Source organism: Dysgonomonas sp. HGC4, from assembly GCF_001261715.1.
Lineage (GTDB): Bacteria > Bacteroidota > Bacteroidia > Bacteroidales > Dysgonomonadaceae > Dysgonomonas_A.
The window spans coordinates 1-20,533 of the sequence record NZ_CVRU01000017.1 but is presented as its reverse complement, the minus strand read 5'-3'; the positions used below and the strand labels follow the sequence as shown (position 1 = coordinate 20,533).

Here is a 20,533-nt window from a genome sequence, read left to right as displayed (position 1 = left end):
TATTTCTCGATGGAATACTCCACATACTTACAATATACTTTAACTCTTTATATAATTTGATATATGGCTTTTAGAAAAGATAGTAAAGTAAAGAGTAGCTTTTCAAAAATCACTGTCAGTCTTGCCTCTCCTGAAGAAATTCTAGAAAGTTCAAGCGGTGAAGTCTTGAAACCCGAAACTATAAACTATCGTACATACAAACCCGAACGTGACGGCTTGTTCTGCGAACGTATTTTTGGTCCGGTAAAAGACTACGAATGTCATTGCGGTAAATACAAACGTATCCGATATAAAGGTATCGTCTGCGACCGTTGTGGTGTAGAGGTTACTGAGAAAAAAGTTAGACGTGAACGTACCGGTCACATCCATTTGGTGGTACCTGTTGCTCACATCTGGTATTTCCGTTCTTTACCTAATAAAATGGGTTATCTTCTTGGTATACCAACCAAGAAACTTGATATGATCATTTATTACGAACGCTATGTTGTAATACAAGCTGGAGTAAAGGAAGAAGAAGGCGTAGCCTACAAAGACTTACTTACTGAAGAAGAATATCTGAACCATTTAGATACACTTCCTAAAGACAATCAACTATTGGATGATATGGATCCCAATAAGTTTATTGCTAAAATGGGAGCTGAAGCTGTTTACGATTTATTGGCTCGTTTGAATCTTGATTCATTAGCTAATACACTTCGTCACAGAGCTAATACAGATACTTCTCAACAACGTAAAAACGAAGCTCTTAAACAACTTCAGGTTGTTGAAGCTTTCCGTGGTTCGAAGGCGAAAAACCGCCCCGAATGGATGATCGTTAAGATTGTTCCTGTAATACCACCCGAACTTCGTCCTTTGGTTCCTTTGGATGGAGGTCGTTTTGCAACATCTGACTTAAATGATTTGTATCGTCGTGTTATCATCCGTAACAACCGTTTGAAACGATTGATCGACATTAAAGCTCCGGATGTAATTTTACGTAACGAAAAACGTATGCTTCAAGAGGCAGTAGATTCATTGTTTGATAACTCTCGTAAATCGAGTGCAATCAAAACAGAATCAAACCGTCCTCTTAAGTCACTTTCTGATAGTTTGAAAGGTAAACAAGGACGTTTCCGTCAAAACCTTTTAGGTAAACGTGTTGACTATTCAGCTCGTTCGGTAATCGTCGTTGGTCCTGAATTGAAGATGCACGAATGTGGTCTTCCTAAAGATATGGCTGCAGAGCTATTCAAACCATTTGTGATTCGTAAATTGATTGAACGTGGTATCGTGAAAACGGTAAAATCTGCGAAGAAAATCGTTGATCGCAAAGAGCCTGTAGTATGGGATATTCTTGAGCATGTGATGAAAGGTCACCCAGTATTGCTCAACCGTGCCCCTACTCTGCACCGTTTGGGTATCCAAGCATTCCAACCTAAAATGATCGAGGGCAAAGCAATTCAGTTACACCCACTTTCATGTACTGCCTTCAATGCTGACTTTGATGGTGACCAAATGGCTGTTCACTTACCTCTTGGTAATGACGCTATATTGGAAGCCCAAATGTTGATGCTTGCGTCTCATAATATCTTGAACCCTGCTAACGGTGCTCCTATTACAGTACCTTCTCAGGATATGGTATTAGGACTGTATTATATTACAAAAATACGTCCGGGAGCACAAGGTGAAGGTCTTACTTTTTACGGACCGGAAGAAGCTATCATTGCTTACAATGAGAAGAAAGTTGATATACATGCCCTTATCAAAGTGTATGTAAGAGACCTTGACGAGAATGGACAAGTGGCTACAATTATGCGCGAAACTACGGTAGGACGTGTACTTGTAAACCAAAACACGCCAATCGAAGTAGGATTTATCAACGAAATCTTATCTAAAAAATCTCTTAGAGATATTATCGGTAATATCATCAAATTGGCTGGAGTTGCTAAAACGGCTCAGTTCCTTGACGATATTAAAGATCTTGGATATACAATGGCATTCCGTGGAGGATTGTCGTTCAACCTTGAAGATGTAATTATCCCCGCAGAAAAAGAAACGCTTGTTAAACAAGGATATGATGAAGTTGAACAGATTCTAGGAAACTACAATATGGGATTCATCACCTATAACGAACGTTACAACCAGATTATTGATACCTGGACACACATCAACTCTAAGTTGTCGAACATTTTGATGAAACAACTTTCAGAAGATAACCAAGGTTTCAACTCTGTATATATGATGCTTGACTCTGGAGCTCGTGGATCGAAAGAACAGATTCGTCAGTTGTCAGGTATGCGTGGATTGATGGCAAAACCTCAAAAAAGTGGAGCGGAAGGTGCTCAGATTATTGAGAATCCTATCCTTTCTAACTTTAAAGAAGGTCTGTCGGTGTTAGAGTACTTTATCTCTACCCACGGTGCTCGTAAAGGTCTTGCCGATACAGCATTGAAAACAGCCGATGCAGGATACCTTACTCGTCGTCTGGTTGACGTATCACAAGATGTGATCATCAACGAAGAAGACTGTGGTACACTTCGCGGACTTGTTTGTACAGAACTTAAAAACAACGAAGAAGTTGTAGCTTCATTATACGAACGTATATTAGGTCGTGTTTCTGTTCATGATATTCAACATCCTCTAACAGGAGAAATCCTTGTAGAGTCTGGTGAACAAATCAGAGAAGAAGCTGCTACAATTATTCAAAACTCACCAATTGAGCGTGTTGAAATCCGTTCGGTATTAACTTGCGAATCTAAAAAAGGCGTATGTGCTAAGTGTTACGGTCGTAACCTTGCTACTGGTCGTATGGTTCAAAAAGGAGAAGCCGTTGGAGTTATCGCTGCTCAGTCAATCGGTGAGCCAGGTACACAGCTTACACTTCGTACGTTCCACGTAGGGGGTATTGCTTCGAATATTGCTACTGAAAACAGCATCATGACAAAATACGATGGTATTTTGGAAATTGATGACTTGCGTGTTGTTGAGACTATCGACGAAACAGGCAAAAAAGTACAAATCGTAGTAAGCCGTCTTGTAGAAATACGTGTTGTAGATCCTAATACTAAAATCGTATTACTTACTCACAATATTCCTTATGGTGCTAAACTTTATTTCAAAGAAGGCACATCGGTTAAAAAAGGTGATGTAATTTGCGAATGGGATCCATTTAATGCTGTTATCGTATCAGAGGCAACAGGTAAGATCAAATTTGAAAACGTTATCGAAAATGTAACTTACAAAGTAGAATCGGATGAACAAACCGGTTTGAAAGAAAAGATCATTATTGAATCGCGTGATAAGACTAAAGCTCCTGAGGCACACATTCTGGATGAGAAAGGCAACATAATCAAAACATACAGTTTACCTCTTGGTGCTCACGTTATCAAAGAAGATGGCGATACAATGAAAGCCGGAGATGTACTAGTTAAGATACCTCGTGCAGTAGGTAAAGCCGGTGATATTACGGGGGGTCTTCCTCGTGTTACCGAGTTATTCGAAGCACGTAACCCTTCTAACCCTGCTGTTGTATCTGAAATTGATGGAGAGGCTTCGTTTGGTAAAATCAAACGTGGTAACAGAGAAGTAATTATTACATCTAAAACAGGTGAAATAAAGAAATACCTGGTACCTCTTTCTAAACAAATTCTGGTACAGGAGAATGACTTCATCCGTGCAGGTATGCCTCTATCGGATGGTGCTACCACTCCTTCGGATATTCTTGCAATTATGGGACCAACCGCAGTACAAGAATATATCGTAAACGAAGTGCAGGATGTATATCGTCTGCAAGGTGTGAAAATCAATGATAAACACTTCGAAGTTATCGTACGTCAGATGATGCGTAAGGTAGAAGTGGTTGATCCGGGAGACACTCGTTTCCTTGAACAACAAGTTATTGACAAGCATGTTGTAATGGAAGAAAACGATCGTATCTGGGGTAAAAAAGTCGTTGTAGATGCAGGAGACTCTTCTACATTCGAACCAGGACAGATTGTTACAGCACGTAAACTTAGAGACGAGAACTCGATGTTGAAACGTCGTGACCTTCGTATCGTAGAGGTTCGTGATGCTATCCCAGCAACTGCTAACCAAATACTTCAAGGTATTACACGTGCAGCTCTTCAAACAACCAGCTTCATGTCGGCTGCTTCGTTCCAGGAAACTACCAAGGTTCTTAACGATGCTGCTATCCATGGTAAGGTTGACAGATTAGAAGGTCTAAAAGAAAACGTTATCTGTGGTCACTTGATTCCTGCAGGTACTGGTCAACGAGATTTTGATAAGCTTGTTGTAGGTACTAAAGAAGATTTTGACAGAGTAATGGCTAACAGAAAAACTGTTGTAGACTTTGACAGTGTAGAGTAGTAATCACTCATACATCATAATATTGAAAAGAGGACGAATAAATTATTCGTCCTCTTTTTTTAGTTATACTATAAGGATTAACAATATCTTCTTAAAACTTTATCGTTTACTTATACGTTTATATAAAAAACCTGACTATTATGAAGATAATCAACAAGCCAACTAAAGCGAAAGAATTTAAGTCTTATGAAACTGCCAGAATAGTTCAAGATTCGAGTAAAGCTCCCGAACCTGCAACAAAGAAGGAAGTAAAGGCAGCCACAAATAAAATAAACCCTGACGAGGAAAGTATGGAAAGTAGAGGATAATATGCTATCCTTTAATTTTGAACCTGCATAAAAAGAATTTATTGTACTTTGAAAGGATAAGACAATATTTGCTTATACTAAATCTATATTACGAACTTAATATCTATACCAATGACTAATAGGCGTAATGAACTTGAAAAAGAAATTGAGATACTACAAGACAAAATTGATAATCCACCAGCCGCTACACCAAAAGAGATACGCGAGTTGTGGATAAAAGAATATGACAGTTTATCCTTTGAATTGAACAATCTATATGATGACGACGATGACAATGATTAAATAGTTACCTTTTATTTCATCTACATTCAGCATCTAAAGTAAGATGATTGACCTAACTCAAAAGACGAATAAATTATTCGCCCTTTTTTATCTGTGCAAACTCTCAGAAGCAATCAATTTCAAATTCGATCTATTTATAGCTTCTATCACAATTAATCATTCCTTATCTTTCTTTTCTTATAATATCCTCAGATTATTGAGGGAATAGATTTTATTCGAACAAAAAGCTGTGGAGATACCAACATTACAATAATAGATCTTATTTTTGCATATAGAAATTCACAAGACTTATCATGCAAAAATCCAAAGCATATTGGTATCACATAATAACAATCTTAACGGTAGCTATATGGGGTACTACTTTTGTATCCACTAAAGTACTTATCGGATATGGACTATCTCCTATTGAGATTCTATTCTATCGTTTCCTCTTAGCATACGTTTGTATTTGGTTTGTCTGTCCACGCAAGCTCTTTGCGAAAAACATCAAAGACGAATTACTATTTGTTGGTACAGGTTTAAGTGCCGGATCACTGTATTTCGTCCTCGAAAATACAGCCCTTAAAATCACCCTTGCATCTAATGTATCTCTTATCATTTGCACGGCTCCGATCTTCACCGCATTTCTATCACATTTCATTTATCGAAAAGAACATATAAAGCCTCATCTTATCTTTGGCTCAATAATAGCTCTACTTGGCGTTGCCCTTGTTGTATTCAATGGCAGTTTTATTTTACAGATCAATCCATTAGGAGATATTCTTACAATTTTGGCAGCATTATCATGGGCTTTCTATGGGATAATACTCAAACGACTTAACGGTCATTACTCTACACTTTTTATTACCCGTAAGGTATTCTTTTATGGTATTATAACTTTGTTGCCTTTTATTTTATTCAGTTCTGATGTTTTTCACACGCATCTACTAACTGATCCTACAATAATTGCAAATTTACTTTTCCTTGGAGTAGTCGCATCATTATTATGCTATATCATGTGGAATAGTGCGGTCAAAGAACTGGGAGTAATACAAACTTCAAATTATATCTATTTTGTTCCACTAGTAACTTTGCTAACTTCTTCCATTGTCATAAATGAGCAAATTACAACTATAGCTCTACTTGGTTCAGTCTTTATACTCTTTGGTGTATACATAGCCGAAAGAGGGCTTAAACTAAGACAAAGGACTGCCTAAACAACTCTACAGTTAGATTCGATACTATATAATTCGAGATATAAAACCAGAATTTCTCGCAGAGTAAACAGATACATACTTAAGCCATACAAGATTAAAAACTGAATTTCAACCTTAAATTATGCCCTACAACATAAAATAAAAAGGGTATAAATAGTTTTAGTTAAATTTATTTTCCCGTACTTTGCTATCCATACTTGTCAAAATATTCATTTTGTGATATTCAAAGATTATAAAACGCCACAAAACTAAATATAGAGATAAGAGACCTAAACTATACTATTCTATGGAAAAAGAAAGTTATATATCTGAAATCAGATCTAAAGTGGGAGTGAATGTCAACCGCTGTTATCAGTGTGGCAAATGCTCGGCGGGTTGTGCTTTAGCTGAAGATATGGATTATCCGCCCAGTCTGGTAATGAGAATGCTGCAAACCAATGACATTTCTAATTACAATAGCTTACTACAATCCGAAACTATATGGCTATGCGTATCTTGTCAAAATTGCTTGACCCGCTGTCCTATGGAAATAGATATTCCTCAATTGATGGATTATATGAGAGAGAAATCTATTGAGAAGAAATCCATAAATAAAAAATCAAGTCAAATAGTTTCTTTCCACAAAGCTTTTCTAGACTCGGTAAAATTTACCGGACGATTATATGAAATAGGTTTGGTTGCAGGTTATAAAGCTCGCACCTTGAATCTATTACAAGACATGAACATAGCTCCTAAAATGTTTTCGAAAGGAAAACTTCCTATCCTACCCGAAATGGTCGAAGACAAAAAACAAATTGCTTCTATTTTCTCCAATACGAAGAAATAAGCAGGCCAAAGATTAACTAAGAAAACACGCCGACTTTCAATGATTCGGAAGTCTGGCAAGATCAATTATAAACTATGGAAATAGGATTCTATCCGGGATGCTCTCTGAAAGGGACTTCTTCAGAGTACGCCCAATCGACATTAGCTCTCGCTAAAGCTTTCGATATCAACTTAAAGGAGATTACCGACTGGAATTGTTGCGGAGCAACTGCTGCTCACAATCTAAATCACGAATTGGCAATGGCGCTTCCTGCTCGGGTACTTGCTCTGGCTGAAAAAGACGGTATGACCGAAATAGTTGTGCCTTGTGCTGCTTGCTATAACCGACTGACAGTTACTCAGCATGAGCTAAATCAAAGCGAAGAATTAAGAGATAAAATTTCCGAAGTTTTACAAATGCCTCTTTCGGGAAATCTTCAGATTCTCAATGTGATGCAATTTATAGACAAATACATTACCAATAGAATAGAAGAAAAGGTAGTGAAACCTTTCGAGCATAAAGTGGTATGCTATTATGGATGCCTGCTTGTTCGCCCTCAAGATATATTGAAGTTTGACCGCTTAGAAGACCCGCAATCAATGGATACACTAATGAAAAAGATAGGTGCTGACTCTATGGATTGGGGCTATAAAACCGAATGCTGTGGTGCAGGATTCTCTGTTTCACGAACAGATATTGTGGCCAAACTGTCAGGTAAGATTGTAAAAGATGCTTCGGACAGAGGAGCAGAAGCGATAATTGTTGCATGCCCTATGTGCCAATCGAATCTGGATATGCGCCGCCCTCAGATTAATAGTTACTTACAGATGAATATCAAAACGCCTGTTATGTATATCACTCAGGCTATGGGTTTAGCCGTGGGATTAAGTAAAGAGGAGGTTGGACTTAAGAAACTATTTGTAGCACCAACGTTTGCATAAACGACCAAAACAGAAGAAATTATGTCAAAAATAGGAGTATTTGTTTGCCACTGCGGAGAGAATATAAGTGCCACTGTCGATTGTGAGAAAGTAGCCGAAGAAGCTTCTAAAATAACAGGGGTAGAAGTCAGTGTTGACTATAAATATATGTGTTCGGATCCCGGACAAACAATGATAAAAGAGGCTATTAAAGAAAAAGGTCTCACAGGAGTTGTGGTTGCTGCATGCTCTCCCCGTATGCACGAACCGACCTTTCGGAAAGCTTGTTCCGAAGCAGGACTAAATCCATATATGTGCGAAATGACCAACCTGCGTGAGCATTGTTCATGGGTACACGAAAAAGGAGATCAAACAACAGAAAAAGCAATTGATCTGGTGAGAATGCTTGTTGAAAAGACAAAACTCAACAAACCTCTCAATTCGATAAAAGTTCCGATTCATAAAAAAGCTCTTGTTATAGGTGGAGGTATAGCAGGTATTCAATCAAGTTTGGATATTGCCAATGCAGGGCATCAAGTTATTCTGGTAGAAAAAGACCCATCTATTGGGGGACACATGTCTCAGTTATCGGAAACATTCCCTACCCTCGACTGTTCGCAGTGTATTCTTACCCCACGAATGGTGGAAGTAGCTCAACATCCTAATATTACACTATATACTTATGCTGAGCTGGAGAAGTTAGAAGGTTTCATCGGAAACTTCAAAGCAACTATTCGTCTTAAAGCAAAAAGTGTTGATCCTAAACTCTGTACAGGCTGTGGTGTTTGCTACTCGAAATGTCCCACAAAGAAAATCCCCAGTGAGTTTAACGAAGGACTTGGTTTACGCACAGCTATTTACACGCCATTTCCTCAGGCTGTACCTAATAAGCCTGTTATTGATAAAACAAATTGTACTTATTATACGAAAGGAAAATGTAAGGTTTGCCAGAAAGTGTGCCCTACAGGAGCAATTGACTTCGACAGACCCGATGAATTTATAACCGAAGATATTGGTGCTGTAGTTACAGCAACAGGATTCAATGTTCTGAAACCCAATTTCTTCCCCGAATATGGCTACGGTAAATACAAAGATGTAATTACAGGATTACAGTTCGAGCGTTTGGCATCTGCATCAGGTCCTACTTTGGGTGCAATCCGTCGCCCTTCGGATGGTACTGAACCCAAGAAAATAGTATTTATTGCTTGTGCAGGCTCACGTGATCCGGCTAAAGGATTGCCATATTGCTCTAAGATATGTTGTATGTACACTGCAAAACATGCTATGTTATATCAACATAAAGTACACGATGGCGAATCGTATGTATTCTATATGGATATTCGGGCAGCAGGTAAGAATTACGAAGAATTTGTTCGCCGTGCAATTGAAGACGATGGAGTAAACTACGTCCGTGGTCGTGTAGCTCGTGTGTATGAAAAAGACGGTAAACTGATTGTAAAAGGTGTAGATACTCTTTTAGGAGGTAAGCCCGTTGAGATAGAAGCCGATATGGTAGTGCTTGCCAGTGCGGGCGTCGCCAGTCACGGAGCAGAAGAACTGGCTCAAAAGATGCACATTTCTTATGATCCCTATAAATTTTTTGCAGAGGCTCACCCTAAATTAAAACCCGTAGAAACTAACACCGCAGGAATATTTTTGTGTGGAGCTTGTCAAGCTCCGAAAGACATTCCAGAAACAGTAGGAATGGCATCAGGAGCAGCAGCCAAAGTAATCGGATTATTCTCGAATAGCGAATTGACTCGTGAACCCGTGGTTGCAGTTGTGAACCGTATAGCGTCGCACGAAGTATCTACTTGTGTCGGTTGTTTCTTATGCGAAACCGCTTGCCCTTATCAAGCAATAGTACACGAGGAAATTAAAAACCGAGCGGGTGAAGTTATCAAAACTGTAGCTCAGGTAAACCCTGGATTATGTCAGGGGTGTGGTACATGTGTTTCTTTCTGTCGATCTAAATCTATCGACATACAAGGATTTTCCAACGAGCAAATGTACGCCGAGGTAATGGCTGTATTAGAAGCATAAGTCACAAAACAGACTTTGTTGTATTTGAAAAAACAAACAATATGAATAACGAATTTGAACCTAAAATATTAGCCTTTGTCTGTAACTGGTGTACCTATGCCGGAGCAGATTTAACAGGTACAAGCCGGATAAAATATGCTTCTAATGTAAAAATCGTTCGCTTTCCCTGTACAGGACGTATCGACTTCATGCTGTTGCTCAAAGCCTTTGCGAATGGTTCGGATGGGGTAATAGTATCGGGATGCCATCCTAATGACTGCCATTACACTTCGGGTAATTTTCATGCCCGACGCCGTTGGATACTTTTCAGGAGTCTACTCGATTTTATGGGAATAGATATACGCAGAATCCAGTTTTCGTGGGTATCGGCTGCCGAAGGAGCAAAATGGGCAGACATTGTAAATACTACGGTTGCATCTATCCGTGAACTTGGACCCTATACCGAATACCAAAGAGCTGGTGATTTCCTAGCCAATAACGAGGAAGAATTAGCCAAAGAAATGGAGGTGAATAATGGATGAATTGAGAACCAAAGCCAAAGAACTATTCGAAAAAGGAGAGATTGATATTTTTATCGGATATGAAGAAGGCACACGAAATCCAAGACCTCTTTTTGCGAATAATGCGGATGAGACTCAAAAACTGGTGTTCAATGATATGTGTACCGGAAATCTCGCTGTTTATTTAACCCGAAAAGATTTAGTAAAGGGTAAGAGAGTCGGAATATCAGCATCTTATTATGCATTGAAAAGTATAGCTCAACTTTTTGTCGAAAATCAGCTAAAAGAAGAGAGCTTAAAAGTATTTGGATTATCGAGTGATAGAAAAATTCAAGCTCTTAATTCATTAGAAGAAATAAAACAATACCTCAAAGATACTCCTCCACCTCCCAAGCTCAAAGATGATGAATTGATCAAGCAAATAGATGAAATGTCGTCTGCCGAACGTTGGGCATTTTGGTCAGACGAGCTATCGAAATGCTTCAAATGCTATGCTTGCCGTGCAGCTTGTCCGATGTGTTATTGTACTAAATGCATAGTGGAGGTAAATCGCCCTCAATGGATTCAACCATGGGCAAGTACTCTGGGAAATATGGAATGGCAGATCAATCGTGTAATGCATATGGCTGGTCGTTGTTCCGACTGCGGTTCATGTGGAACAGCGTGCCCGATCGGCATTCCAATACATCTATTGACACACAAAATGTCGGAGACTGTAAAAATCAATTTTGGTGATTCGAGTGAAAAAGGCAATGTACTGTCAACATTCAAACCCGAGGATAAAGAATCTTTTATACTGTAAGCTATGGAAAGAAAATACATAAGCCACAAATCATTAATGAACTGGCTCACCCAACTAAACGACGAGGGAAGTCAGATTTATGCTCCCGTTGCTAAAGGAAATAAAACTGACTATAAACATATAACCTCTATGGAAGAAATTTCTATGGATCATATACAAACTACACAATCTGCAAAAGCCATAGCATTTCCTCGTACTGAGAAATTATTCTCCTACACAAAAAAAGAGGGTAATGTAACGCTTCAAAATTTTGACACAACTACTATTCCCGAAACTGTTGTTTTTGGCATTCATCCATGTGATGCGGCAGGATTCAAACCTCTCTCAGGTATTTTCAATTGGGATACTCCCGATTTACCTTTCAATGAGAGGATGAAACGCACTACACTAATTGCAGTTAGTTGTACTCAATGCGATGAGTTTTGCTTCTGCACATCTGTAAATGGTAATCCCGGAAATACAGAGGGAAGCGATATTCTATTAACGCCCATAAAAGAGGGTTATCTAGTGGAAATAATTACCGAAAAAGGAGAGAATCTGGTCAATAAACACATCAGCTTTTTCGAAGCTGATCCGAATGTAAATAAAGAAGAATATCTCGCAAAAGTACCTGTTCAGTTTAGCTTAGAAGAATTACATGAAAAGATTTCCAATATGTTCGAAAGTCCCGTTTGGAAACAACAGTCCGAACGCTGTTTAGGGTGCGGAGCATGTGCCTACGTCTGCCCTACTTGTGCCTGCTTTGATATTCAAGAAGATGCTCACGGAAGTTCAGGAAATAGACTTCGTTGCTGGGATTCATGCGGTTTCTCACTATTTACAATGCATACTTCGGGGCACAATCCGAGAGAGGTACAAAGTCAGCGATGGAGACAACGCCTGCTACATAAATTCTCATATATGCCCGAACGTATTTCCGTAAGAGGTTGTACGGGCTGTGGCAGATGTTCACGTGCTTGTCCTGTGGATATGAATATTGCAGAACATTTAAGTGAAATAGCCACCCTGTAAATCATAACCCTTTTGACTAAGGTCGCAGACCTTTTAATTACTTTGACTAGTGAAACGACAATGGATACTTATGCTTTTAAAATGATTCATTAAATAGCTGAAATTACTTAATATGGATAATTCTAATATATATCTTCCAAATCTGATGCTCATCGAGAAAATTACTCAGGAAGCTCCCGGAGTAAAAACTTTCCGTTTGAAATTTAAAGATGAAGAAGCAGGAAATAATTTCGAGTTTAAAGCAGGACAATTCGGTGAATATTCTGCCTTCGGTGAAGGGGAAAGTACTTTTTGTATAGCCTCCTCCCCCACCCGCAAAGGATATATTGAATGTACTTTCCGTGAAACAGGGAAAGTGACATCAGCCTTAGCTAAACTAGAAGAAGGTCAAACCATGGGATTCAGAGGTCCTTTTGGAAACACTTTCCCAATGGATGAATGGAAAGGCAAAAACCTTCTGTTTATTGCAGGAGGTATTGCTCTGCCTCCGATGCGGTGCGTAATATGGAATGCTTTAGATACACGTGAAAATTTTGGTGACATAAGTATTCTATATGGAGCTAAATCGGTAGCCGATCTGGTATATAAACATGAACTAAAGGAATGGGAAGAAAGACCTGATGTACGATTGGTTACAACTGTCGATCCGGGAGGTGAGACCTCCGATTGGAAAGGTAAAGTAGGTTTCGTCCCCTCTGTTTTAGAGAAAATGAATCCTTCTCCCGAAAATACAGTAGCCATTGTTTGTGGTCCTCCAATTATGATAAAATTTACTTTTCCAGTATTAGAGAAGTTAGGATTTACCGACGAAAATATCTATACCACTTTAGAAAACCGTATGAAATGTGGAGTCGGCAAATGCGGACGCTGTAATGTTGGGAGTCAATATGTATGTAAAGACGGTCCTGTATTTTCTAAGGTTGAATTAGAGGCTTTACCTGCTGAATATTAAAATATCAAGGTTTATAAATAGATGAAAGAAGGAGTTATTCTATAGGAATAGTTCCTTCTTTCATTTTTGTCTACTATGCAATTTAACCCTACCTTTAAAGTCTAAGACCTATTTAGTGCTTTGGTTAGTATAAAATCAGAGCCTATGAACTTTATAAAATGTAATATTAAAATTGTATATTACTTATAAAATAAAGCAGAAGCTAGATGGAAAATATATTATCAGAGATTCGGCAAGCTTTAAAAGATAGTGTTGACGAGAAAACTAAAAGCAATAGTCAAAACTTCTTCAAAGAGAAGATAAAGTTCTATGGGGTACGAGTACCTCTGGTCAATAAGATTAGCAAAGAGTCATTCGCAATTATCAAGGATAAGCCTAAAGAATACATTCTCGGATTATGCAGTGAATTATGGAAATCGGAGTATTTGGAAGAATCTTTTATGGCCTGCAATTGGTCGTATAACATTCGTTCCAATTATGAAACTAAAGACTTCGACATTTTCGAAGAATGGGTAAATACATATGTAAACAATTGGGCTTCGTGTGATACGTTGTGTAACCATACAATCGGAACATTTGTAGAAATGTATCCTCAATATATAACCAAGTTAAAAGAATGGGCAAAATCGGATAATCGGTGGGTGAAACGGGCTGCTGCCGTAACACTCATAATTCCTGCCCGAAAAGGTTTATTTCTGAATGAGATTTTTGAGATCGCAGATATACTGCTCCTTGATAACGACGATTTGGTACAGAAAGGATACGGATGGATGCTGAAAGCAGCAAGCGAAGCACATCAAAACGAAGTATTCGATTATGTGATATCAAAGAAAACCATTATGCCCCGAACGGCTTTACGATATACCATAGAAAAGATGCCTCAAGATTTAAGAATTGAAGCAATGAAAAAATAATGCATAATAACTTAGAGATTGAATAAATTTTACTCATAATTAATTTAAGTGATTAACATCCTTAAACCCACGAACAAACCATAACTTAAACAACTAACGAACAGCTAGTCTACGACAATTCAATAAAATTTAAACAAGCTCTTAGAAAAAATGCAATACGAAATATTTGAACCAAGCAATCTCCTTAAGTCATTAGTTAAATGTTACTGGACGTTGGAAGTTCCTGCCGAAAACAACACAGACAAACAACGAATTGTACCCGACGGCTGTTTGGAAATGGCTTTCATTCTCGGAGACGATATTAGACGTTTTACTTCCGAATGTGAATTTATCCTTCAACCTCGTGCAATGGTTCTTGGTCAGACCATCGACCCTTTTTACATTCAACCAACAGGCTATGTAAATACTTTTGCTGTTCGTTTCTATCCTTATGGTTTTGCAAATTTTGTAAAAACATCTATCAAAAATCTTGCAAATAAGGAAACCCCGATCACAGAGCTTTTTGAAGCAACAAAAGCAAACGAGTTGGAACAAAACATCATTCACGCAACCGGTACGCAACAAAGAATTAAGATTGTCGAAACTTTTTTATTGAACAAAATCAACGAAAAAATCACAATCGACAATATTGTAAAATCAACTATTGATACACTTTTCTTAACAAATGGAAATTCATCGATCAGTACAATCCTCAAAGAAAATTTATCCAAACGCAGACAATTGGAAAGAAATTTTATGAAGCAAATCGGAATCAGCCCCAAACAATTAGGAAAAGTAATCCGGTTGCAAACTGCCCTAAAAATGTTACTTAACCATGAAACCGAAACACTCACTCAAATCGCTTACGAAAACGAATATTACGACCAGGCCCACTTTATTAAAGACTTTAAGGAATTTACAGGAACCAATCCTAAAAAGTTTTTAGGAGACAAACAAAATGTGCTTTCATCCCTTTTCTACCAAAAAGATTAAGGCTGTCGTATTTTTACAATTTTGAAGATTAACTGTATTTTATCTTTGTAAGATATAATCAATTTAATTAACTAAAATAATAAAATTATGCGTAATTTAATTTCAATCGTAGAAATTCCAACAACAGACTTCTCTAGAGCGGTTTATTTTTATCAAACGATCTTAGGCATTACAATCGAAGAAGTCGATATGGACGGAACACAAATGGGAGTGTTTCCCAGTGACGGAGAAACCGTAAATGTAGCTTTAGTTAAAGGCGACGATTACAAACCGACAAGTGATGGAGCGGTTCTTTATCTGAATGCAGGAAATGACCTACAACCAATGCTCGAAAAGGTAAGCAAAAATGGAGGGCAAATCATTGTCCAGAAAACCCAAATCAGTCCTGAAATGGGATTCTTTGCACTGTTTATGGATACAGAAGGAAATAAGTTAGGACTTCATTCAGCACAATAAGCAGATGAAATAGAAAATATAAATTAACAACTAAATAGATATGAGAATAGGACATATAGCCATCTGGACAGAGAATCTGGAAGAAATGAAAACATTTTACACTACTTATTTTGGAGGTATTTCGAATGCAAAATATGTCAATCCTGTAAAAAAATTTGAATCGTATTTCATCACTTTCGAAGGTGATACAACTCTCGAAATAATGAGACGTAAGGATATAACCAACAAAGTAGAAGTTGAATCTCTTGGTTTATGTCATTTCGCTTTTACGGTAGGTACAAAAGATCAGGTATTGGAGCTGACCGAACGCTTAAGAGCCGATGGTTATAAAATAGTAGGCGAGCCCAGAACAAGCGGAGATGGTTACTTCGAAAGTGTTGTACTTGATGTAGATAACAATAGGGTTGAGCTCATTGCCGAATAGTTTATCAGCTACTACTTATTCTTTTTGAGAATCTGCAAGACTGACTCCTTTAATTTATCTTCTTGCATAATAACATTGAAGTGTCCCCAGAAGTTAGGGTCATATTCGAAAGAAGTATCCGAAAATATATTTTGGGTAGATAACCTTTCGTTACGTGCAAAACGCGAATTATCAGAGGTATCGGTTTCACAATTCACTAATTCGAACCACATATGAAGAGGCGTGCTGAAAATTCGCTTCTTCTTTCTTACTCTGAAATATAAATCGCCACGAACATGGCTTAGGTAATAAATACCATCTAACGATTTATAAGATACCACATAAGTAATATGCTGAGGAGTAATATTTATATCGCGACTTTTACGAACAATAAACATATCAGTAGCCTTTTTTACATAATCGGGTAGAATTTCGAAATTCGCCTGAACCAAGGCATAACTTTCAGCATCTATGTACAGTTCGCCTTTGTATAGAGGCTCTGCTCCCGATGTTGGTTCAAAAGAAATTACATTTACCCGCCTCCCATCAAGCACCGTTATATCCGTATGTCTGTATATATAATGCCCGTTATTTATAGGATTCAGAAAACCGGGTGTATCACTCTTTATCAGATCGAGTAGCAAACTGGAGTTTATACCCGACTTCATTTTGGTTATCAATGTATCAGGGCTCTGCCTATCTATAATTCGCCTCATCTTTAACAACTTCACTTGATCGCCCTTTTCTCCACTTTGGAAACCGATCTTGTATATATCAAGAACAGCTTCGGTAAGGCTAACATTTGTATTTTTGTGCTCTATACCTTCTCTATAAAAAGCTGTAATATGAACAGGTGAAGATGAATAATTTTCGCTCCGCTTAAGCCACATATTACGCAAAACATCTGCTGGATTTACGATACGTATAACCACTTCCTGCAATGGAATAACCTTTGGGTCAAGAGTAAATATTATATGCTGATCGGCTAAAAAGGATAATTCGACCTCTTGAGATTGATAACCGACATGTGATAGTTTTATTTTAGAATGCCTCAACGAATCGGGAAGTATGAGCCTAAAGTCTCCATTCTGATTTGTGATAGTACCTATTGTTGAAGTTAGAATGCCCACAGCAGCATAAGGAATAGGGTCTCCACTAATACCATCAACCAAAGTTCCGCCTAAGGTGATATATTGTATTATACTGTCTTTCTTTTCTGGCTGCAACTTTACAACGGGTTCAATAACCACATCTTCCACAGGTTGCAGATTCAAAAGAATATGGTTTCCAACAATGCGTATATTAAGACTTTTATTACCCGTTATTGCATAGATAGCCTCACGAAGTGTGTATTCTTTCTTAGGAACTTTTACTGCCTTGTCATTATTTACAATCTGACTATCGTAGATAAACAGGTAACCCGATTTATCGGAGACTTCTTTTAATAGTTGATATACTGTTCCCTTATTTTTGCTTAACTCAATTTTACGACTCAAAATATCACCATCATTACCAAAAGCGGTTGTAGCTATAGAAAACAGCAACAACAAAGGAATGACATAATGAAAAAGGTATTGAGTCGTCCTTTTCATATTTACGGTTTATTTTAGTTCCGAAATGCGTATTTTATTTTGTTGTTGTACGCACTCCAAATTGAGAGCCATACATATAAGTTGAGCCATTGAATATGGAGAATCGTTAGAGAAAGTTACAGTAAGTAATCTGTCTTCAAGACCCGGAGCAACCTCTAACTCTACGCCATCTGCATTCTTATTGATTACCCGAACGACATCCACCAAACGTTCATCTTTAAATTGTATTTGTTTGGTATATCTTTGGAACTGATTCATATCTTTCGTTGCGACAGTTTCCAATTGATTAGAATGAAGTAAGCCTGTCTCTCCTGCTTTTATATGAATGCTTTGTCCCGTCTTTTTCAATGTCACCTTTACTTCTCCACGATCTACAGACAAAGAAAAATTATCTACATCTTTTCCTTTTACATTAAAAGCTGTTCCGAGTACTTCTACTTGAATCTGGTCTGTTTCTATAACGAACGGACGCTCTCTGTTTCCCTTTACATCAAAGAATGCGTTTCCTTCAAGAAAGACCTCTCGTTTCTTCTTTTCGAAATGCTTCGGATAATGTAACGAGGTTTGATCTGCCAAATATACTATTGACCCATCTTCTAAAGTTGTTACAAGCGTAGCCTCATCCTTTTCGTTGTGTAAAGAGAGTAATTGTTGTTCTTTCAAATTGTTGTTGATAACAATAGAAGCAACAGCCATACTCACCAAAAGCACTGCTATACTTGCTACCCATTTAAACGTTGCTGAACGTAAAAAGGTTCTTTTGTTTCCTTCTGTGTCAGGCAATAACCCATCTTGCTCCAACCGATTGTAAAGCAGATCCCAAGCCTGATCAGTATGTGTTTTCTTTTTTTCTATCTGAGTCATAATATCTGAGTATAATTCTCTATTTCTTTACGTAACGATTGAAGTGCTTTTGTCATTTCAGCCTCCACTGTTTTAATCGATATAGAGAGTATGGTCGCTATTTCAGCGTATTTTTTCCCTTCAAAACGCTGCATCTTAAATATGCGAAGTCGTCTTTCGGGCATTTTTCCAAGAGTTTTATTTATTAGCTCTTCCAATTCTTTGTACTCCAATTGTTCTTCGGGAGTAGCGTCTAAAATCTCTACACTTTCTGAGAATGTTTTATCCTTGTGACGATCGCGAACACCCCGATGTTCGCAATATTGAAGTGAGCGATTACGGACAGCGCCATACAAATATCCATTTAGAGATGTAAATATTTGAAGACTCTCCTTGTCGCGCCATAATACATAGAATAAATCTTGTATAATTTCTTCTGCAATATCTGTCCTTCCTGTTATTCCGGCAGCATAGAGACAAAGGGGAGAATAATAGCGTCTGAACACTTGCTCAAAGACTTTTATATCTCCCTCTTTTATCTTTCTAACTATAAAAAAATCGTTTAACATAAAGGCAGTAGATAACAGATTGTTACAAACATCAGATTGCTAGGCTGATTCTTTTCGGTCTTCCCTATCTTTCTTTCATTGAAGCAATTATTACTTCCGTTATAGAAAGAGTGGGAGAAGGTGAATATAGTAATAAATATCTCTTTGCATTTATTCTCAATGCTGTTTTTTCAATTTGGTTACTGCTGATTCCAAAGACTCCGAAGGTTCTATTATATTATAGTCTTCCCAGAAGTTGGCATCTCTAAAGCTACTCACATTATCAGATAGCGACTGACTTTGTTTGAATGCTAGTTTCGACGGAATATTATCAACATTACCTACTTTTCCACTTGTTACTACCATCTCCGAAACAATACTGTAATTGGTATAAAATAATTTCCGTTTCCAGTCACATTTAAATCTGAATTCACTTCTTATATAATTCAAATAACTTACACCATCACGCAATTTATAAGTTACCATAAACGAAACTTCTTCGGGTTTGAACCGTAGATTAAATGGTTTCTTTTTCAGAATAGCCTGAGTTGCTTTGTTACGATCGTCCATACTTAAGCTGAACTCTGCACGTGTAAAAGCAATGCTTTGCTTATCAATATACAGTTTTCCAAAATACAAGGCATAAGGCAAGTTTACTTGCGGAGCAAAGCTTACTACAAAATGCGGGCGCTCGTCTATCATGACCGATTCTTCCATCTTGAATTTGTAATTTGCCAACGCTTCTTTATCAAGCAAAAGATCCTTGTTTTTAGCTATATCAAGATATACCGAAAGATTAGGACCACCTATCAGTTTCACCGCAAGTGTATCCCCTGATTTTTGGCTCAATAGTTTACGTCCTTTTTCTATTTGTATACGATCGTCATCCACGGCACCCTTGTCGTAAGGAGTTTTGTAGATGTCAATCACAGCCTCCGAAATATTGATGTAGTTACGTCCTTTCTTAATCGTCTCACGATAAAATCCTGTCATAAGATTAGTCTCTGGACAGTAATTATTACCAATCCGGTCAATTGCTCTCTTCACCAATTCGAGAGGATCCATAGATTCTACTATAACCTCATCCAGCAAATTGACATTGGCAGTTAGAAATATCTCTGCTTTCGGAGTTCCACGTTTGTCAATCGGAAATTTGTAATTAAAATACCCAAGATGCGATATTTCCAATTCCTTTGCATTGATAGAATCATTTATCTTAATCAGAAATTCGCCGTCTTCGTTTGTTATTGTTCCTATGCCTGTTCCCGGAATAGAGACATTCACATACTCGAGTTTCTTTTTCGATTTCTTATCCTTTACCACCCCACTTACCGATGTATAATGAGATTCATTTTGTGCCGATACAGAGGAAACACTCAAAGCCAAAAAGAGGATAATCAGAAATCCTGCTATTTGTTTACCTGTCGTTTTCATATTGGTATTATTTAATTGTTGATATAATCATCTGCTTGTACTAAGGTCGCAGACCTATTTATTGCTTTGGCTAGTATAATTACAACTGAGAGCTATATTTAACAATATTGCATTAATACTTGCTTGTACTAATATGATCGGTCAGGAAATAAAAACCCTATGTTAAATCTCATTTATTTTCGAGATTATCTATTTATATAAGAAA

The 20,533-nt window shown here is 37.7% G+C and carries 19 protein-coding genes; 15 read left to right on the top strand and 4 right to left on the bottom strand.

The window, feature by feature from the left end; translation table 11 throughout:
• Positions 1-63: 63 nt before the first annotated feature.
• The 15 genes from rpoC (at position 64) to HGC4_RS01275 (ending at position 15,932) form a co-directional block, all read left to right on the top strand.
• Complete coding sequence (gene rpoC / locus HGC4_RS01335) at positions 64-4,347, top strand: DNA-directed RNA polymerase subunit beta' (protein WP_050708318.1); 4,284 nt, start codon at positions 64-66, stop codon at positions 4,345-4,347.
• Between the two features lie 140 nt (positions 4,348-4,487).
• Complete coding sequence (locus HGC4_RS18780) at positions 4,488-4,655, top strand: hypothetical protein (protein WP_185099933.1); 168 nt, start codon at positions 4,488-4,490, stop codon at positions 4,653-4,655.
• A gap of 111 nt (positions 4,656-4,766) precedes the next feature.
• Positions 4,767-4,937 carry a hypothetical protein gene (locus HGC4_RS18775; protein ID WP_185099932.1) on the top strand — a complete coding sequence of 57 codons (171 nt, stop codon included), beginning with the start codon at positions 4,767-4,769 and terminating at the stop codon, positions 4,935-4,937.
• 293 nt (positions 4,938-5,230) lie between these two features.
• Entirely contained in the window at positions 5,231-6,133 is a 903-nt protein-coding gene (locus tag HGC4_RS01330; RefSeq protein ID WP_050708317.1) for a DMT family transporter, read from the top strand.
• A gap of 286 nt (positions 6,134-6,419) precedes the next feature.
• On the top strand, positions 6,420-6,959 hold the full coding sequence (locus HGC4_RS01325; RefSeq protein WP_050708316.1) for a 4Fe-4S dicluster domain-containing protein: 540 nt from the start codon (positions 6,420-6,422) through the stop codon (positions 6,957-6,959).
• A 74-nt stretch (positions 6,960-7,033) separates the two neighbouring features.
• Positions 7,034-7,879, top strand: coding sequence for a CoB--CoM heterodisulfide reductase iron-sulfur subunit B family protein (locus HGC4_RS01320; RefSeq protein WP_050708315.1), 846 nt, complete (start codon positions 7,034-7,036; stop codon positions 7,877-7,879).
• A 21-nt stretch (positions 7,880-7,900) separates the two neighbouring features.
• The gene (locus HGC4_RS01315; protein WP_050708314.1) at positions 7,901-9,901 is read left to right on the top strand and encodes a CoB--CoM heterodisulfide reductase iron-sulfur subunit A family protein; all 2,001 of its coding nucleotides are present in this window, start codon (positions 7,901-7,903) and stop codon (positions 9,899-9,901) included.
• 41 nt (positions 9,902-9,942) lie between these two features.
• A complete protein-coding gene (locus tag HGC4_RS01310) occupies positions 9,943-10,422 on the top strand; it encodes a hydrogenase iron-sulfur subunit (RefSeq protein ID WP_050708313.1) in 480 nt (159 codons plus the stop codon).
• Entirely contained in the window at positions 10,415-11,203 is a 789-nt protein-coding gene (locus tag HGC4_RS01305; RefSeq protein ID WP_050708312.1) for a 4Fe-4S dicluster domain-containing protein, read from the top strand. The genes HGC4_RS01310 and HGC4_RS01305 overlap by 8 nt, the downstream gene beginning before the upstream one ends.
• A gap of 3 nt (positions 11,204-11,206) precedes the next feature.
• Positions 11,207-12,214, top strand: coding sequence for a 4Fe-4S dicluster domain-containing protein (locus HGC4_RS01300; RefSeq protein ID WP_050708311.1), 1,008 nt, complete (start codon positions 11,207-11,209; stop codon positions 12,212-12,214).
• Between the two features lie 112 nt (positions 12,215-12,326).
• Entirely contained in the window at positions 12,327-13,166 is an 840-nt protein-coding gene (locus HGC4_RS01295; RefSeq protein ID WP_050708310.1) for an FAD/NAD(P)-binding protein, read from the top strand.
• A 206-nt stretch (positions 13,167-13,372) separates the two neighbouring features.
• Positions 13,373-14,080: a DNA alkylation repair protein gene (locus HGC4_RS01290; RefSeq protein ID WP_050708309.1), complete on the top strand. Its 708-nt coding sequence runs from the start codon at positions 13,373-13,375 to the stop codon at positions 14,078-14,080.
• 150 nt (positions 14,081-14,230) lie between these two features.
• Positions 14,231-15,052, top strand: a complete 822-nt coding sequence (locus HGC4_RS01285; protein WP_050708308.1) for an AraC family transcriptional regulator — start codon at positions 14,231-14,233, stop codon at positions 15,050-15,052.
• Between the two features lie 87 nt (positions 15,053-15,139).
• Positions 15,140-15,508 (top strand): VOC family protein, encoded by a 369-nt coding sequence (locus HGC4_RS01280; RefSeq protein ID WP_050708307.1) that lies wholly within the window; start codon positions 15,140-15,142, stop codon positions 15,506-15,508.
• Positions 15,509-15,548: 40 nt separating this feature from the next.
• Positions 15,549-15,932: a VOC family protein gene (locus tag HGC4_RS01275; protein ID WP_050708306.1), complete on the top strand. Its 384-nt coding sequence runs from the start codon at positions 15,549-15,551 to the stop codon at positions 15,930-15,932.
• 11 nt (positions 15,933-15,943) lie between these two features.
• On the opposite strand, the gene HGC4_RS01270 is transcribed toward HGC4_RS01275, so the two are convergent.
• The 4 genes from HGC4_RS01270 to HGC4_RS01255 form a co-directional block, all read right to left on the bottom strand.
• Entirely contained in the window at positions 15,944-17,503 is a 1,560-nt protein-coding gene (locus HGC4_RS01270) for a carboxypeptidase-like regulatory domain-containing protein (protein WP_050708305.1), read from the bottom strand.
• A 9-nt stretch (positions 17,504-17,512) separates the two neighbouring features.
• The gene (locus tag HGC4_RS01265) at positions 17,513-18,367 is read right to left on the bottom strand and encodes a FecR family protein (protein WP_050708304.1); all 855 of its coding nucleotides are present in this window, start codon (positions 18,365-18,367) and stop codon (positions 17,513-17,515) included.
• Positions 18,364-18,915 (bottom strand): RNA polymerase sigma-70 factor, encoded by a 552-nt coding sequence (locus tag HGC4_RS01260; protein WP_050708303.1) that lies wholly within the window; start codon positions 18,913-18,915, stop codon positions 18,364-18,366. The genes HGC4_RS01265 and HGC4_RS01260 overlap by 4 nt, the downstream gene beginning before the upstream one ends.
• 156 nt (positions 18,916-19,071) lie before the next feature.
• On the bottom strand, positions 19,072-20,328 hold the full coding sequence (locus HGC4_RS01255; protein ID WP_050708302.1) for a carboxypeptidase-like regulatory domain-containing protein: 1,257 nt from the start codon (positions 20,326-20,328) through the stop codon (positions 19,072-19,074).
• Positions 20,329-20,533 lie beyond the last annotated feature (205 nt).

What these genes read in the sequence shown, in the direction of transcription:
- rpoC (WP_050708318.1), top strand. Translation starts at nt 64, where the DNA reads ATGGCTTTTAGAAAAGATAGTAAAGTAAAGAGTAGCTTTTCAAAAATC.
- HGC4_RS18780 (WP_185099933.1), top strand. Translation starts at nt 4,488, where the DNA reads ATGAAGATAATCAACAAGCCAACTAAAGCGAAAGAATTTAAGTCTTAT.
- HGC4_RS18775 (WP_185099932.1), top strand. Translation starts at nt 4,767, where the DNA reads ATGACTAATAGGCGTAATGAACTTGAAAAAGAAATTGAGATACTACAA.
- HGC4_RS01330 (WP_050708317.1), top strand. Translation starts at nt 5,231, where the DNA reads ATGCAAAAATCCAAAGCATATTGGTATCACATAATAACAATCTTAACG.
- HGC4_RS01325 (WP_050708316.1), top strand. Translation starts at nt 6,420, where the DNA reads ATGGAAAAAGAAAGTTATATATCTGAAATCAGATCTAAAGTGGGAGTG.
- HGC4_RS01320 (WP_050708315.1), top strand. Translation starts at nt 7,034, where the DNA reads ATGGAAATAGGATTCTATCCGGGATGCTCTCTGAAAGGGACTTCTTCA.
- HGC4_RS01315 (WP_050708314.1), top strand. Translation starts at nt 7,901, where the DNA reads ATGTCAAAAATAGGAGTATTTGTTTGCCACTGCGGAGAGAATATAAGT.
- HGC4_RS01310 (WP_050708313.1), top strand. Translation starts at nt 9,943, where the DNA reads ATGAATAACGAATTTGAACCTAAAATATTAGCCTTTGTCTGTAACTGG.
- HGC4_RS01305 (WP_050708312.1), top strand. Translation starts at nt 10,415, where the DNA reads ATGGATGAATTGAGAACCAAAGCCAAAGAACTATTCGAAAAAGGAGAG.
- HGC4_RS01300 (WP_050708311.1), top strand. Translation starts at nt 11,207, where the DNA reads ATGGAAAGAAAATACATAAGCCACAAATCATTAATGAACTGGCTCACC.
- HGC4_RS01295 (WP_050708310.1), top strand. Translation starts at nt 12,327, where the DNA reads ATGGATAATTCTAATATATATCTTCCAAATCTGATGCTCATCGAGAAA.
- HGC4_RS01290 (WP_050708309.1), top strand. Translation starts at nt 13,373, where the DNA reads ATGGAAAATATATTATCAGAGATTCGGCAAGCTTTAAAAGATAGTGTT.
- HGC4_RS01285 (WP_050708308.1), top strand. Translation starts at nt 14,231, where the DNA reads ATGCAATACGAAATATTTGAACCAAGCAATCTCCTTAAGTCATTAGTT.
- HGC4_RS01280 (WP_050708307.1), top strand. Translation starts at nt 15,140, where the DNA reads ATGCGTAATTTAATTTCAATCGTAGAAATTCCAACAACAGACTTCTCT.
- HGC4_RS01275 (WP_050708306.1), top strand. Translation starts at nt 15,549, where the DNA reads ATGAGAATAGGACATATAGCCATCTGGACAGAGAATCTGGAAGAAATG.
- HGC4_RS01270 (WP_050708305.1), bottom strand. Translation starts at nt 17,503, where the DNA reads ATGAAAAGGACGACTCAATACCTTTTTCATTATGTCATTCCTTTGTTG.
- HGC4_RS01265 (WP_050708304.1), bottom strand. Translation starts at nt 18,367, where the DNA reads ATGACTCAGATAGAAAAAAAGAAAACACATACTGATCAGGCTTGGGAT.
- HGC4_RS01260 (WP_050708303.1), bottom strand. Translation starts at nt 18,915, where the DNA reads ATGTTAAACGATTTTTTTATAGTTAGAAAGATAAAAGAGGGAGATATA.
- HGC4_RS01255 (WP_050708302.1), bottom strand. Translation starts at nt 20,328, where the DNA reads ATGAAAACGACAGGTAAACAAATAGCAGGATTTCTGATTATCCTCTTT.